Here is a 14,603-nt window from a genome sequence, read left to right on the forward strand (position 1 = left end):
CCGTAACGCCGGGTCGGCACCCTACTCAACATCACGGGCAGACCGAAAAAAAGGGTCTGCCCCTACGCGCCCTGAGTTGTTTTCGGGTTGGGTGTTGACGTTGACCTGGGTCGTCGCCCCTGCGGGATTATTTACTGACGCTTTCCATGCCCATCAGACCAATCTTCAGATACCCGGCCTGGCGCAGTTTGTCCATCACGCCCATCAGAGTTTCATAATCGACCGACTTATCCGCCTGGAAGAAAATGGTGGTGTCTTTCTTGCCTTCGGTCTGCTTTATCAGCGTATCGACCAGCGTTTCCTGCGTGACGGCATCGTTACCGATAAACAGCTGACGGTCAGCTTTGATCGACAGATACACCGGTTTTTCAGGACGCGGCTGCGGCGAGCTGGTGGATGCAGGCAGATTAACGCGCACGTCAACGGTGGCAAGTGGCGCGGCGACCATAAAGATAATCAGCAGCACCAGCATGACGTCGATAAACGGCGTCACGTTGATTTCGTGCATTTCACCGTTGCTATCGAGATCTTCGTTTAATCGCATTGCCATAATGCTTAACCTACCCGCAGTTTCTGCGCAGACTGAACGCGATGGGCACCTTCGCTGGCAGCGAGGTCAAGGTCGCGACTCTGCAACAGCAGAACCTGTGCCGCCACATCGCCCAGTGAGGCTTTGTAGTTGCCGATCATACGGGCAAAGATGTTATAGATAACCACCGCAGGGATAGCCGCAACCAGGCCGATAGCCGTTGCGAGCAGCGCTTCAGCAATACCGGGAGCCACAACGGCCAGATTAGTGGTCTGCGTTTTTGCAATGCCGATGAAGCTGTTCATGATGCCCCATACCGTACCAAACAGACCGACAAACGGCGCAATCGCACCGATGGTAGCAAGGAAGCCGTTACCGCGACCCGCATGACGGCTGAAAGCCGCAACGCGACGCTCGAGGCGGAAACCGGTACGCTCTTTAATGCCGGTGTTGTCGTCAGAACCGGCTGACAGTTCCAGCTCGTTTTCCGCTTCTTTCACCAGCAGCGTGCTCAGGCTCTGACCTTTAAAGCTTTCACATACCTGAGAGGCTTCTTCCAGCGAACGCACGTTAGCCAGCAGCTGTTGTTCACGCTTCAGACGCTTACGCGCGCCGCTCAGCTCAAGACTTTTGCTGAAGAAAATAGCCCAGGTGACAACGGATGCCAACAGAAGACCAATCATCACCGCTTTAACCACGATGTCTGCATGCTGATACATGCCCCAGACGGACAGGTCCATCTGCATCAAATCATTTGTCACGCTGTGTCTCCAACGTCAATTGCTGATAGCGAAAAAATCTATCGCAAATCATACCAAAACAGCGGGGAATTGATAGTAGTTCTCATTACTATTTACAACTTCCTGGGCATTTATTGTTCACTTTGTTGATTACCGGAACCTGCTTTCGCACTGATGGTGAATTTTCATCACTTATGCGCCTGTCGAATACCCCCTGAACGGCTGCCGTGTTAACGTTTAAAAAAGGGTGAAAATGACACAGGATTTTTATGAGCAGCGACAAAATTGAAACAGCACTGATTCGTGCAGGACGCAGCAAACGTTACACTCAGGGGTCAGTTAACACGGTGATTCAGCGTGCTTCTTCACTGGTCTTCGATACGGTCGCCGACAAAAAACGTGCCACCGCCGGGCGGGCAGACGGCGAGCTGTTTTACGGACGCCGTGGCACCCTGACCCACTTTTCATTGCAGGAGGCGATGACCGAACTGGAAGGCGGTGCAGGCTGTGCGCTCTACCCTTGCGGTGCGGCCGCCGTCGCCAATGCGATCCTCGCTTTTGTTTCCGCCGGGGATAACGTGCTGATGAGCGGCAGCGTTTATGAACCGACGCAGGATTTCTGCACCAAAATCCTCAGTAAAATGAATGTGACCACCACCTGGTTTGATCACTCCATCGGCAGTGAAATCGCTGAAAAAGTGCAGCCCAACACGCGCGTGGTATTCCTGGAGTCTCCGGCGTCTATCACCATGGAAGTGCAGGATGTTCCGGCCATCGTTGCAGCAATCCGCAGCAAAGCCCCCGACGCGATCATTATGATCGACAATACCTGGGGCGCAGGCATTCTGTTCCGTGCGCTGGATTTTGGCGTGGATATCTCCATTCAGGCGGGCACCAAATATCTGATTGGGCATTCCGATGCCATGATCGGCACCGCCGTGGCGAATGCCCGCTGCTGGGAACAGCTGCGGGAAAACTCCTATCTGATGGGACAAATGGTCGATGCCGATACCGCCTATATGGCCAGCCGTGGCCTGCGTACCCTGGCGGTGCGCCTGCGCCAGCATCAAGAGAGCAGCCTGCGCGTGGCACACTGGCTGGCAGAGCGCCCTGAAGTGGCGCGGGTCAATCACCCGGCGCTGCCACAGTGTAAAGGCCATGCATTCTGGAAGCGTGATTTCACCGGCAGCAGCGGCCTGTTCTCCTTCATACTGAAGGAAAAGCTGAGCGATACGCAGCTGGCACATTACCTCGACCACTTCAGCCACTTCAGCATGGCGTACTCCTGGGGCGGCTATGAGTCATTGATTCTGGCTAACCAGCCGGAAGAACTCGCCGCGATCCGTCCGGCTGGCGGTGTGAATTTCACCGGTACGCTGGTGCGTCTGCATATCGGGCTGGAAAGCGTGGACGATCTGATTGACGACCTGGCCGCAGGTTTTGCCCGGTTAAGCGAGTAAGCCCGGCGATCCTCAACAATTGATCAATGGCGTAGCGGGTTCGCGCCTTTGATCAAGGTGTCGGGGCGTATTTCCAGTTACACTAGCCCACGAAGTTTTCATTGCGCCAAATAAGAATAAAGGCTGGATATGGGTGTATTACATGAGATTGTTTCGGCGCTCTGGCATCAGGATTTTGCCGCGCTGGCCAATCCGGATGTGATTTGGATCGTTTACGGGATTATGTTCCTGACGCTGTTCTTAGAAAATGGCCTGCTGCCCGCCGCCTTTTTACCGGGTGACAGCCTGCTGCTCCTGGCGGGCGCCATGATCGCCAAAGGCGTGATGACGTTTATTCCGACACTGCTGATTCTGACCACGGCCGCCAGCCTGGGCTGCTGGCTGGGTTATATTCAGGGACGCTGGCTGGGGAATACCCGGCTGGTTAAAGGCTGGTTACTGCATCTGCCCGCACAATATCATCAGCGCGCATGGCATCTGTTTAATCGTCACGGTTTGATGGCATTGCTGGTCGGGCGTTTTCTGGCTTTTGTACGCACAATCCTGCCAACGCTGGCGGGGATTTCAGGCCTGAAGAGTACCCGTTTTCAGCTATTTAACTGGCTGAGCGGTCTGCTTTGGGTCACGATTCTGGTGGGCTTTGGCTACAGCATCAGTCAGGTGCCGTTTATTAAACGCCATGAAGATCAGGTGATGGCCTGCCTGATGGTACTGCCGCTGGTGATGCTATCCATTGGCTTAATCGGCAGTATTGCACTGGTGGTAAAAGGCAAAAAAGCCCGGTAAAACCGGGCTTTTTGATCAACGGGGCAACAGCGTGTGCTCTTCCCCGTGATACGGCGTGTTACAGCTGTTCAGCCGTCTTTTCGACCAGCGCCAGCAGGACTTTAATATCCTGTAAGGTAACCGTTGGGTTCAGTAACGTCATCTTCAGGCAGGTTACCCCGTCCGATTCCGTCACACCCACGTTGGCACGGCCCGAATCCAGCAAAGCATCACCAATTTTCTGGTTGATCAGGGCAATCGCTGCGTCATCGGCAGTCGCCAGCGACGCCGGACGATAGCGGAACAAGACGCTCGCCAGCTGCGGCTGCATCACCAGCTCCAGTGATGGCTGCTCAGAGACATACTGCGCCACCTCTTGTGCCAGCGTCACACCGTGATCGATGATTTCCGCGTACTGCTGCTGACCTAATGCTTCCAGGCCCATCCACAGTTTTAACGCATCAAAACGGCGAGTGGTCTGCAAGGATTTGGACACCAGATTCGGCACGCCCTGCGCTTCGTCGAACTCAGAGTTCAGGTAAGCCGCCTGGTAGCGCATCAGCTCATAGTGACGGGCGTCTTTCAACAGGAAGGCTCCGCAGCTGATGGTCTGGAAGAACTGTTTGTGGAAGTCCAGGGTAATGGAATCCACCAGCTCAATGCCGTCCAGGTAGTCGCGGTATTTCTCAGACAGCAACAGTGCGCCGCCCCATGCCGCATCCACGTGTACCCAGATATTGTGTTGCGCGGCCAGTGCAGCAATCGCCGGTAACGGGTCGATAGCGCCCGCATCGGTGGTGCCTGCTGTTGCGACAATCGCCAGAATCTGCTCGCCGTTAGCCTGCGCCTGCGCGACTTTCTCGGCCAGGTCGTTGATGTCCATCCGCGCAAAGCGGTCGGTTTTCACCAGCGTCACGGAACGGTAACCCAGCCCCATCAGCGCCATGTTTTTCTGCACGGAGAAGTGCGCATTCTCAGAACACAGCACTTTGATCTTGCTCAGATCGCCGGGCAGACCATCCTGTTGAACGGAGTGCCCCTGTGCCGCAAAGAACGCATCACGTGCCAGCATCAGGCCCATCAGATTGCTCTGGGTGCCGCCGCTGGTGAACACGCCTGCATCTCCTGCCTGATAGCCAACCTGGGTGCGCAGCCATTCAATCAGCTTCATCTCAATGATGGTGGCTGACGGGCTTTGATCCCAGGAGTCCATGCTCTGGTTGGTGGCATTGATCAGGACTTCAGCCGCCTGGCTCACCACCAGGCTTGGGCAATGCAGGTGAGCCACGCACTGCGGGTGATGCACCGACAGGCTGTCTTTCAGGAAGAACTCAACCGCACGCTCAATGGCGGCCTGGTTGCCCAGGCCCTGAGAGGTAAAGTCCAGCTGGATACGTTCGCGCAGCTCAGCAACACTTTTACCCTGATACATTTCAGGCTGTTGCAGCCACGTAACCACGGCTTCGCTGGTCTGTTTGATCGCTTGCTGGTACGCATCGGTGCTTTGCACCGAGGCGGCCAGAATCGGGTTTAACCGGGACATCAACTTACTCCAGTTAAGACTGTTTAACGCCAGCAGACAGCAGGGCGTGTTCAAATTTATCCAGGAAAATACCCAGCTCTTCATTGGTGATCAACAGGGATGGCAGCAGACGCAGCACACAACCGTTACGACCACCACGCTCCAGGATCAGACCGTTTTCGAAGCATTTTTTCTGGATCAGCGCAGACAGTTCGCCATCAGCCGGGTAGCAACCCATATGATCTGGCGCTTCCTGCGGCTTCACTAATTCGATACCGATCATCAGGCCCAGGCCACGAATGTGACCGATTGCCGGATAGCGCGTTTGCAGCTCGGCCAGTTTGCCTTTCAGCCACTCGCCCTGCGCGGCCACTTTATCGGCAACGTTGTTATTTTTCAGGATCTTCAGCGTGGTCAGGCCGGTTGCCATCGCCAGCTGGTTGCCACGGAAGGTGCCGGTGTGGTGGCCAGGGGACCAGGCATCGAATTTCTTCTTAATGCCCAGCACTGCCAGTGGCAGACCGCCGCCAACCGCTTTAGACATCACGATGATGTCCGGCTGAATGCCGGCGTGTTCGAAGGCAAACTGTTTACCGGTACGGCAGAAACCAGCCTGAACTTCATCGATGATCAGCAGAATGCCGTGCTCTTCGGTCACTTTGCGGATGCGTTGCAGCCACTCAACCGGTGCCGGGTTCACCCCGCCTTCGCCCTGAACGGCTTCGAGGATCACGGCAGCAGGTTTGCGCACGCCGCTCTCAACATCGTTGATCAGGTTTTCGAAGTAGTAGGTTAATGCTTTCACGCCAGCATCACCGCCAATGCCCAGCGGGCAGCGGTACAGATGTGGGTAAGGCATAAACTGCACTTCTGGCATCATGCCATCGACCGCTTCTTTCGGTGACAGGTTACCCGTCACAGACAGCGCGCCGTGGGTCATACCGTGATAGCCGCCGGAGAAGCTGATCACACCGGCACGACCGGTGACTTTTTTCGCCAGCTTCAGCGCGGCTTCTACTGCATCGGCACCGGAAGGGCCGGTGAACTGCAGGCAGTACTCTTTACCCTGGCCTGGCAGTAATGACAGCAGGTATTCTGAGAACTGATCTTTCAACGGCGTGGTCAGGTCTAGAGTATGTAACGGCAAGCCGCTGGTAATGACATTCTGGATGCTCTGTAAAACGTCCGGATGGTTGTGTCCAAGGGCCAGCGTTCCCGCGCCAGCAAGGCAGTCAAGATATTGATTATTCTCAACATCCGTAATCCAAACACCCTGAGCTTTCGCAATTGCAAACGGCAATTTGCGCGGATAGCTCCTTACATTAGATTCAAACTCGGCCTGTCTGGCCAAATAGGTCTCATTGTTTCCATCAAAAGATTTGGCATCTAAAGCATCAATACGGACTTTATCCGTCATCATATCTCTCCTACAACCGGGGGTGTCAGTCACGCCGCAGTTGAATTAATTGAAGTAAAGTAAATGGGTACCCTGCATAAAACGCGGCCAATATATGGCTTTTTAAGTATCTTCTCAATAATTTATTTTATTTAGATTTTCTTACTATTTATCAATGTGTTGTTGTTTTTTTGGCCCGTAAACCTTTGATATAATGCCCCCTGCCGGATCTGTCGGCTACCCCGCCTGGCGCATCCGGGTCATCTCTTCGCCTGGTGTGACGCCAAAATAGCGCTTAAATTCGCGTGAAAACTGCGACGGACTCTCATAACCGACCTTGATGGCGGCCACGCTGGCCTTCATGCCTTCCTGCAACATCATCATCCGCGCCTGGTGCAGGCGATAGCTTTTCAGATACTGCAACGGCGAGGTGCTGGTGACCGCTTTGAAGTTATGATGAAACGCTGAAACGCTCATATTGGCTTCTGCAGCCAGCAGGTCGACGCTCAGGCTGTCGGTAAAATGGTGCTCAATACGCCGCAGCGCACGGGCAATCTGGCTGAACTGCGTTTGACGACTGACCAGCGCCAGCAGCGCGCCGCCGCACGGCCCTTGCAGCACGTGGTAGAGGATTTCACGCACAATCTGCGGCCCCAGCACGCGGGCATCGCGCGGGTGGCTCATGACGTCCAGCAGGCGTTCGGTGGCACACAGCATCTCTTCCGTCAGCAGCGCCGAGTGGATGCCGCGCGTTTGCGGTTCCGGGTGGAAGCCATCGTCTTCACCGATATCAATCAGCAGATCCTGGAGTTTCAGCGCATCCACGCGCAGCGATAGCCCGGCCAGCGGCAGCTCCGGCGTGGCAAAGGTTTCGCACTCAAACGGCAGCGGCACGGTCAGCATCAGGTACTTGGTGGCGTCATACTGAAATACGCTGTTGCCGAGGTAGCCGGTTTTCTGCCCCTGGAACAGGATCACAATCGCGGGCTGGTACATCACCGGCTGGCGCGACCAGTAGCGGTCAGCGTAAATCAGACTGATGCCGGGCACCGGCGCCAGCTGGCCTTTATCACTTGTCACCAGGCCGATGACCTGTTGCGCCAGTCGGGCGCAGATTGCCTGTCGATCCATTATTGATCCCCGTTTACCGAATGAAACCCGGCGCTATCATCGCCCGCACTCTGTCGTTTCTCCAGCCCTTTGGAGGATCAGGCAAGAAACAGGCAGGAATGTGCATTGAGCAAACCGCGCCTTGTGGTGACAATTAAAGCCACTCTTCAGACAATGCCCCACTCACCAGGACTGTCACCGATGAATAATTTTTTACTGCATACACCCACCCGTATTCTGTTTGGTCAGGGGCAGATCGCCCATTTAGCGGCTGAAATTCCGGCTGACAGTAAAGTGCTGATCACCTTCGGTGGCGGCAGCGTGAAGAAAAATGGCGTAATGGATCAGGTGTACAGTGCGCTGGAAGGCTTCGATGTGCAGGAGTTTGGCGGCATTGAACCGAACCCCAGCTTCGAAACGTTGATGCAGGCCGTTGACGTGGTTAAACGTGAAAACATCACCTTCCTGCTGGCGGTGGGCGGCGGTTCGGTGCTGGACGGCACCAAGTTTATTGCCGCAGCCGCCTTCTACCCGCAGGACCCGTGGCACATCCTGGAAACCGGCGGCGCGGAGATCGAGAAAGCGCTACCGATTGGCTCGGTGCTCACGCTGCCCGCGACCGGATCGGAATCGAACCGCAGCGCGGTGATCACCCGCCGTTCAACCCACGATAAGCAGGCGTTCCGCAGTAATCATGTGTTCCCGCGCTTCGCCGTGCTCGACCCGGTTTACACCTACAGCCTGCCACCGCGTCAGATTGCTAACGGCGTGGTCGATGCCTTTGTGCATACCATTGAGCAGTACCTGACTTACCCGGTGGATGCCCGGGTGCAGGATCGTTTCGCCGAGGGCCTGCTGCTGACGCTGGTTGAAGAAGGCCCGAAAGCGCTGGCGGAGCCGGAAAATTACGCTGTGCGTGCCAATGTGATGTGGAGTGCCACAATGGCCCTGAACGGCCTGATTGGTGCCGGGGTGCCGCAGGACTGGGCGACCCATATGCTCGGCCACGAACTGACCGCGCTGCACGGGCTGGATCATGCCCAGACGCTGGCGATTGTGCTGCCTTCGTTAATGAACGTTAAGCGTGATACCAAGCGTGAGAAGCTGTTGCAGTTTGCCGCACGCATCTGGGACCTGCACGACGGCAGCGACGATCAGCGCATCGATGGCGCGATTGCCGCCACCCGCCGCTTCTTCGAGCAGATGGGCGTGCCGACCCGCTTTAGCGATTACCAGCTCGACGGTTCTTCGATTCCGCAACTGCTGAATAAGCTGGAAGAAAAAGGCCTGACTGCATTGGGTGAACGCCAGGACATTACGCTGGACATCAGCCGTCAGATTTATCTGGATGCCCTTTAATCCCCCTCCCGTTATCGCTGCATCGACTAGACTTAGAGCCATCAACCGGTGCCCGCGCACCGGTTCACTCGCTGATAAGGAGATAACATGGCAGATCAACCAATCATTAAACTGCACGATGGCAATATGATGCCGCAGCTCGGACTGGGTGTCTGGCAGGCCAGCATTGATGAGGCACGAGCCGCCGCTGTTAAGGCGTTATCCGTCGGTTATCGTTCTATTGATACCGCCGCGATTTATAAAAATGAGGAAGGTATTGGGCAGGCGTTGCAGGAAACCGACGTCGCCCGCGATGATATCTTCGTGACCACCAAACTGTGGAATGACGACCAGCTCAACGCCCCACAGGCGCTGGAAACCAGCCTGAAGAAATTGCAGCTGGAGAGCGTGGACCTCTATCTGATGCACTGGCCTTGTCCGGGTAAGAACAACTTTGTTGCAGCCTGGCAGGCGATGATTGAGCTGCAAAAGCAGGGGCTGACGAGAAGTATTGGCGTGTGTAATTTCAACGAGCCGCATCTGAAGCGCCTGCTGGATGAGACAGGTGTCCGCCCGGTGATTAACCAGGTTGAGCTGCACCCGATGTTGCAACAGCGAACCCTGCATGCGTGGAATGCGCTGCATCAGATCCAGACTGAATCCTGGAGCCCGCTGGCACAGGGCGGTAAAGGGGTGTTCGATCAGGATGTGATTAAGCAGCTGGCGAAGAAGTACGACAAAACTCCGGCGCAGATTGTCATCCGCTGGCATCTGGACAGTGGGCTGGTGGTGATCCCGAAATCGGTCACACCGTCACGCATTGAGGAGAATTTCAAGGTGTTTGACTTCCGGTTACAGAAAACCGAAATCAGTGATATTGCCGCGCTGGATCAGGGGAACCGGCTGGGACCGGACCCGGATGAATTGAATTAGAATCGTCGTACGGGTCGATCGCAAAAAATGATCGACCCCTACGCCAGGTGGAGATTACCCCACCTGCACCGATGGATTGACCGCCAGCTGCCCCGCCGTGCCGCGATCCGCCATCTCCAGCGTCTGACTGTAATAGGTAAACGGGAAATGTTCTGACGATGCCTGCGTAAAGGAAACGAACAGCTCGACGTCGCCATCCACCCATAGCGTATCTTTCCAGCCGCGATCTTCTGCCATCGGCTGTGCGCCATTGACGTTCTTGATCAGGAACATTACGCCCTGAATATGCAGCGCCTGCGGCGTATCTGCATGAATAATCCAGCGCTCAAAACTGCCCTGCTGTGCCTGCACGTCAATGCGGGTCATGTCCCACAGCGCACCGTTAATGCCCGGCATGGAATCCCCTAAACGGAATTCACGCGTGCGGCTGACGGCGCCCTCAATCATCTGATCGGCCAGCAGACGCATCGGCAAGTTGTCGGTCACTAACGGCAGCAGCCCGGTTGGACGCAGGGTCAGGATCAACGTTGAGGTCAGAATCGTCGAGGGTTCAAAGAAACCGCGCAGACGGTCAACAATCCCGGCGGCTTCCCCGGCGGTAATCGAGACTTCATCGCCCTGGGACATATCCACGAGGATTTCACGTCGTTCGCCAGGCGCCAGCGACAGCTGGTCAACCGCCACCGGTGCCGGCAGGAAACCCTGATCGCTGGCAATCACGTTGAACGGACGACTGTCACTCATGCGCAGCTGATAGCGGCGGGCGTTAGAGGCATTGAGCAGGCGCAGACGCACCCAGCCTCGGGAGACTTCAAGATACGGATTCTGTACGCCATTCACCAGCAGCGTATCGCCAATAAACCCGCCATTGCCCGGTGGGTCATATTCCGGGGCACCAAAATTATCCAGACGTTTGTCCTGAATAATCAATGGGAAATCGTCCACACCGTAGTGGTTGGGGATAGGTAAGGACTTACTCACTTCATCCTCCACCAGCCACATCCCGGCCAGGCCGTTGTAAACATGCGGCGCCATGCGATTAGGCGTATTGGCGTGATACCAGCACGTCGAAGCCGCCTGACGGATCGGCACCACCGGCGCCCAGTCAACGCCCGGCGACATCATGCGCGCCGCGCCGCCCATCAGCACACCCGGCACCTGTAAGCCGCTTACCGTCATCGACACCGGTTCTGCCAGACGGTTGCTGTAGATCAGCTTGACGTCATCGCCGTTCCAGACGCGTACCGTCGGGCCAAGATAGAGACCATTCATTCCCCATACCGGCACTTTATTGCTGCCGTTAAAGGCCCAGTGGCTGCGTTGCAGCGTCAGGAACAGCGGCTGCCCGCGACGTGACTCGATCAGCGGCGGAACCGGCAACGGATTGCCCTGCCCGGCACCTGCGGCGCGGGCACTGAAAGGAAGAGTGGAAGCACAGAGGGCAATGCCTGAGGCTTGAATAAACTGACGACGACTAAAAGACATACCCACTCCGTAAGTCAAAAAACGGCCGCCGCAGCGACCCTATTCCATTTTTTATCATTATGCGCGGGCTGTGTTTCCGCGTGATGTGCTGTCGCCAGGGGGAGGACAGCGCGGCCGGATCACCGGCCACTTCGTTAACTTATAGATTACCTGACGCTTCGCGTGCGGCGACTTCGGCATTTAACTCATCCAGCTTAGCCGCCATCAGTTCGCGGCAGTGTGTCGCCAGCTTACGCACAGACTGGTCAGCAAACGCCTGGGTATCGACCGGCGGCAGCATTTCCACAATCGCCAGGCCATTCTTCAACCGGTTCAGTTTGATTTTTCCGTGTGTATTGGACACCACCACCGGAATGATCGGTACGCCCGCAGCAACGGCAGCATGGAAAGCACCGGTTTTGAACGGCAGCAGGCCACGACCACGACTGCGCGTCCCTTCAGGGAACATCCAGAAGGAGATGCGCTTACGTTTAAACTGATCCACCAGCTCGCCAATGGTGCCGTGCGCTTTGGCGCGGTTATCACGGTCAATGAGCAGGTTACCCGTCAGCCAGTAGAGCAGGCCGAAGAAAGGCACCCACAGCAGGCTGCGTTTCCCGACAGTGACCGTCGTCGGCTGCACCATGCTTGCTGCCGTGATCATGTCGTAGTTGTTCTGATGGTTACAGATATAGATCGCATTCGGGTAGTTTTCAGCTCCCTCTGGTTTACGCAGCTCCACCTTCAGACCAAAGATGGGCGCCAGACGACCAAACAGATGACCAAACGTGGCGACATGGCGCGGATCGCGCGGCCGGAACAGACAGCAGTAGATACAGCCAAAAACACACAACAGAATCGAATACATCACCACGATGATGATACGCAGAAGAGAAAGCATCACTACCTCGTTTTTACTTGCAGGTCACACACCGGACAGATCCCTGTGTACTCATGCTTATTATATTTTTTGGAGATAAACCCGGGTCTGGCCCGCCGACAACGAGCGGGCCAGATCGGCGGATTACTCTTCGCTGTCATCCGTTGGTGCTGCGCGAACCGGGCCGTCAACGTCTACCCGGTCAATACGCTGTAAACCACGCGGCAACAGCGTGCCACGACGGCCACGCTCGGCTCGGAACTTCTGCAGGTCGGCCGCTTTCAGCGTCAGCTTACGTTTACCCACGTGCAGCGTAATATCGCTCTGTGGCGTCAGCAGCAGCAGCCAGGCCAGCTTATCCTCACCTGAGGCCGCCTGAGCCGACGGGATGGAGACAATTTTATTGCCCTTCCCTTTCGACAGCTGCGGCAGGTCACCGACCGGGAACATCAACATACGTCCGGCAGTGGTGATGGCCAGCAGCAGATCGTCATTGCTGTGGATCGCCATTGGCGTCATCACTTTGGCATTCGCTGGCAGGGTCAGCAGTGCTTTACCCGCGCGGTTACGTGACACCAGATCGCTGAAGGTACAGACGAAGCCATAACCCGCATCGGATGCCATCAGCAGTTTCTGATCGTCCTCCTCCATCAGCACCTGTTCAATCACCGCACCCGGTGGCGGCGTCAGTTTACCCGTCAGCGGCTCACCCTGACCACGCGCCGATGGCAGCGTAATCGGATCGAGCGCATAGCTGCGCCCGGTGGAGTCGATAAAGGCCACCGGCTGGTTACTCTTGCCACGCGCGGCAGCACGGAAGCTGTCACCCGCTTTGTAGCTGAGGCCCGTCGGGTCAATATCATGGCCTTTGGCGCTGCGCACCCAGCCGCTTTGTGACAGGACAATCGTCACCGGCTCGGACGGCACCAGTTCGCTTTCGCTGATGGCTTTCGCTTCTTCGCGCTCGCGCAGCGGTGAACGACGATCGTCGCCATACGCATCGCTGTCTGCCTGCAACTCTTTCTTCAACAGGGTATTCATTTTGCGTTCAGAGGCCAGAAGCCCTTCCAGATACGCACGCTCTTTTTCCAGCTCATCCTGCTCTCCGCGAATTTTCGTCTCTTCCAGTTTGGCGAGATGGCGGAGTTTCAGTTCAAGGATGGCTTCAGCCTGGATTTCAGAGATGTCGAAGCGCGACATTAATACGGGCTTCGGTTCATCTTCGGTACGAATGATATGGATCACGTCGTCAATATTGAGGAACGCCACCAGCAAACCGGTGAGGATATGCAGACGTTTCTGCACTTTTTCCAGACGGAAGCTCAGACGGCGACGTACCGTGTCACGACGGAACACCAGCCATTCGTTGAGGATTTCCAGCAGATTTTTCACTGCCGGACGGTTATCCAGGCCGATCATGTTCAGGTTAATGCGGTAGCTGCGTTCAAGATCGGTCGTGGCAAACAGGTGGTTCATCACCTGTTCCATATCCACACGGTTGGAACGCGGCACGATCACCAGACGCGTCGGGTTTTCGTGGTTGGATTCATCGCGCAGATCTTCAACCATCGGCAGCTTTTTGTTACGCATCTGGGCTGCAATCTGCTCCAGTACGCGTGCGCCGGATACCTGATGCGGCAGCGCCGTGATCACCACGTCACCGTCTTCTTTCTTCCATACCGCACGCATACGCACCGAGCCACGACCGCTCTGGTAAATTTTACGTATTTCGTTGCGCGGGGTAATGATCTCCGCTTCCGTCGGATAGTCCGGTCCCTGAACGATGTCGAGCAGTTCATCCAGCGTGGTTTTCGGGCTGTCGATCAGCGTAATGGCCGCTTTGGCGACTTCACGCAGGTTGTGCGGTGGAATGTCGGTTGCCATGCCCACGGCAATCCCGGTGGTGCCATTCAGCAGGATATTCGGCAGGCGCGCCGGCAGCATCGACGGCTCCTGCATGGTGCCGTCAAAGTTGGGCACGTAATCAACGGTGCCCTGCCCGAGTTCGCCCAGCAGCACTTCAGCATACTTCGACAGACGTGACTCGGTGTAACGCATTGCGGCGAAAGATTTGGGATCATCCGGTGCCCCCCAGTTCCCCTGGCCATCGACCAGCGGGTAACGGTAGGAGAACGGCTGCGCCATCAACACCATGGCTTCATAGCAGGCGCTGTCGCCGTGTGGATGGTATTTACCCAGCACATCACCGACGGTACGGGCGGATTTTTTGAACTTAGCGTTGTTGCTCAGCCCCAGTTCTGACATCGCATAGACAATGCGGCGCTGAACGGGTTTAAGGCCATCGCCAATATAAGGGAGTGCACGATCCATGATGACGTACATGGAGTAGTTAAGGTATGCATTCTCAGTAAAGGTATGCAGGGCAAGGCGCTCTGCACCATCCTGCGTCAGATCAGTCATTGTTCTTTTTTCCTCACATCGCGGCGCGTTAAGGGCAAGGCTGTG

The 14,603-nt window shown here is 56.1% G+C and carries 12 protein-coding genes; 4 read left to right on the plus strand and 8 right to left on the minus strand.

Annotated elements, in window-relative coordinates:
* Nucleotides 1-127 precede the first annotated feature (127 nt).
* Nucleotides 128-550: a TonB system transport protein ExbD gene (gene exbD / locus ACFL9S_RS22140; protein WP_405264023.1), complete on the minus strand. Its 423-nt coding sequence runs from the start codon at nucleotides 548-550 to the stop codon at nucleotides 128-130.
* A 5-nt stretch (nucleotides 551-555) separates the two neighbouring features.
* A complete protein-coding gene (gene exbB, locus ACFL9S_RS22145) occupies nucleotides 556-1,290 on the minus strand; it encodes a tol-pal system-associated acyl-CoA thioesterase (protein ID WP_405264024.1) in 735 nt (244 codons plus the stop codon).
* Nucleotides 1,291-1,538: 248 nt separating this feature from the next.
* Here exbB and metC point away from each other — a divergent pair, with 248 nt between their 5' ends.
* Both metC and ACFL9S_RS22155 read left to right on the plus strand, forming a co-directional pair.
* A complete protein-coding gene (gene metC, locus ACFL9S_RS22150) occupies nucleotides 1,539-2,729 on the plus strand; it encodes a cystathionine beta-lyase (protein ID WP_405264026.1) in 1,191 nt (396 codons plus the stop codon).
* A gap of 129 nt (nucleotides 2,730-2,858) precedes the next feature.
* Entirely contained in the window at nucleotides 2,859-3,515 is a 657-nt protein-coding gene (locus ACFL9S_RS22155; protein ID WP_405264027.1) for a DedA family protein, read from the plus strand.
* A 58-nt stretch (nucleotides 3,516-3,573) separates the two neighbouring features.
* On the opposite strand, the gene ACFL9S_RS22160 is transcribed toward ACFL9S_RS22155, so the two are convergent.
* The 3 genes from ACFL9S_RS22160 to ACFL9S_RS22170 all read right to left on the minus strand — a co-directional run bounded on the left by ACFL9S_RS22160 (nucleotide 3,574) and on the right by ACFL9S_RS22170 (nucleotide 7,543).
* Nucleotides 3,574-5,037, minus strand: coding sequence for a pyridoxal phosphate-dependent decarboxylase family protein (locus ACFL9S_RS22160; protein ID WP_405264028.1), 1,464 nt, complete (start codon nucleotides 5,035-5,037; stop codon nucleotides 3,574-3,576).
* 13 nt (nucleotides 5,038-5,050) lie between these two features.
* Nucleotides 5,051-6,433, minus strand: coding sequence for a diaminobutyrate--2-oxoglutarate transaminase (locus ACFL9S_RS22165; RefSeq protein WP_405264107.1), 1,383 nt, complete (start codon nucleotides 6,431-6,433; stop codon nucleotides 5,051-5,053).
* A 216-nt stretch (nucleotides 6,434-6,649) separates the two neighbouring features.
* Entirely contained in the window at nucleotides 6,650-7,543 is an 894-nt protein-coding gene (locus ACFL9S_RS22170) for an AraC family transcriptional regulator N-terminal domain-containing protein (protein WP_405264029.1), read from the minus strand.
* Nucleotides 7,544-7,723: 180 nt separating this feature from the next.
* Here ACFL9S_RS22170 and yqhD point away from each other — a divergent pair, with 180 nt between their 5' ends.
* Together yqhD and dkgA are read left to right on the plus strand one after the other, a co-directional pair.
* Nucleotides 7,724-8,881, plus strand: coding sequence for an alcohol dehydrogenase (gene yqhD / locus ACFL9S_RS22175; RefSeq protein WP_405264030.1), 1,158 nt, complete (start codon nucleotides 7,724-7,726; stop codon nucleotides 8,879-8,881).
* 87 nt (nucleotides 8,882-8,968) lie between these two features.
* The gene (gene dkgA / locus ACFL9S_RS22180) at nucleotides 8,969-9,793 is read left to right on the plus strand and encodes a 2,5-didehydrogluconate reductase DkgA (protein WP_405264031.1); all 825 of its coding nucleotides are present in this window, start codon (nucleotides 8,969-8,971) and stop codon (nucleotides 9,791-9,793) included.
* 54 nt (nucleotides 9,794-9,847) lie between these two features.
* Here the strand turns inward: dkgA and ftsP are convergent, their stop codons facing one another.
* The 3 genes from ftsP to parC form a co-directional block, all read right to left on the minus strand.
* The gene (gene ftsP / locus ACFL9S_RS22185) at nucleotides 9,848-11,278 is read right to left on the minus strand and encodes a cell division protein FtsP (protein ID WP_405264032.1); all 1,431 of its coding nucleotides are present in this window, start codon (nucleotides 11,276-11,278) and stop codon (nucleotides 9,848-9,850) included.
* Nucleotides 11,279-11,417: 139 nt separating this feature from the next.
* Nucleotides 11,418-12,158: a 1-acylglycerol-3-phosphate O-acyltransferase gene (locus ACFL9S_RS22190; protein WP_405264033.1), complete on the minus strand. Its 741-nt coding sequence runs from the start codon at nucleotides 12,156-12,158 to the stop codon at nucleotides 11,418-11,420.
* A gap of 123 nt (nucleotides 12,159-12,281) precedes the next feature.
* The gene (gene parC, locus ACFL9S_RS22195) at nucleotides 12,282-14,558 is read right to left on the minus strand and encodes a DNA topoisomerase IV subunit A (RefSeq protein WP_405264035.1); all 2,277 of its coding nucleotides are present in this window, start codon (nucleotides 14,556-14,558) and stop codon (nucleotides 12,282-12,284) included.
* Between the last annotated feature and the right edge of the window lie 45 nt (nucleotides 14,559-14,603).

Origin of the sequence: Erwinia sp. AnSW2-5, from assembly GCF_045107195.1 — a bacterium.
GTDB lineage: Bacteria > Pseudomonadota > Gammaproteobacteria > Enterobacterales > Enterobacteriaceae > Erwinia.

What these genes read in the sequence shown, in the direction of transcription:
- exbD (WP_405264023.1), bottom strand. Translation starts at nt 550, where the DNA reads ATGGCAATGCGATTAAACGAAGATCTCGATAGCAACGGTGAAATGCAC.
- metC (WP_405264026.1), top strand. Translation starts at nt 1,539, where the DNA reads ATGAGCAGCGACAAAATTGAAACAGCACTGATTCGTGCAGGACGCAGC.
- ACFL9S_RS22155 (WP_405264027.1), top strand. Translation starts at nt 2,859, where the DNA reads ATGGGTGTATTACATGAGATTGTTTCGGCGCTCTGGCATCAGGATTTT.
- ACFL9S_RS22160 (WP_405264028.1), bottom strand. Translation starts at nt 5,037, where the DNA reads ATGTCCCGGTTAAACCCGATTCTGGCCGCCTCGGTGCAAAGCACCGAT.
- ACFL9S_RS22165 (WP_405264107.1), bottom strand. Translation starts at nt 6,433, where the DNA reads ATGACGGATAAAGTCCGTATTGATGCTTTAGATGCCAAATCTTTTGAT.
- ACFL9S_RS22170 (WP_405264029.1), bottom strand. Translation starts at nt 7,543, where the DNA reads ATGGATCGACAGGCAATCTGCGCCCGACTGGCGCAACAGGTCATCGGC.
- yqhD (WP_405264030.1), top strand. Translation starts at nt 7,724, where the DNA reads ATGAATAATTTTTTACTGCATACACCCACCCGTATTCTGTTTGGTCAG.
- dkgA (WP_405264031.1), top strand. Translation starts at nt 8,969, where the DNA reads ATGGCAGATCAACCAATCATTAAACTGCACGATGGCAATATGATGCCG.
- ftsP (WP_405264032.1), bottom strand. Translation starts at nt 11,278, where the DNA reads ATGTCTTTTAGTCGTCGTCAGTTTATTCAAGCCTCAGGCATTGCCCTC.
- ACFL9S_RS22190 (WP_405264033.1), bottom strand. Translation starts at nt 12,158, where the DNA reads ATGCTTTCTCTTCTGCGTATCATCATCGTGGTGATGTATTCGATTCTG.
- parC (WP_405264035.1), bottom strand. Translation starts at nt 14,558, where the DNA reads ATGACTGATCTGACGCAGGATGGTGCAGAGCGCCTTGCCCTGCATACC.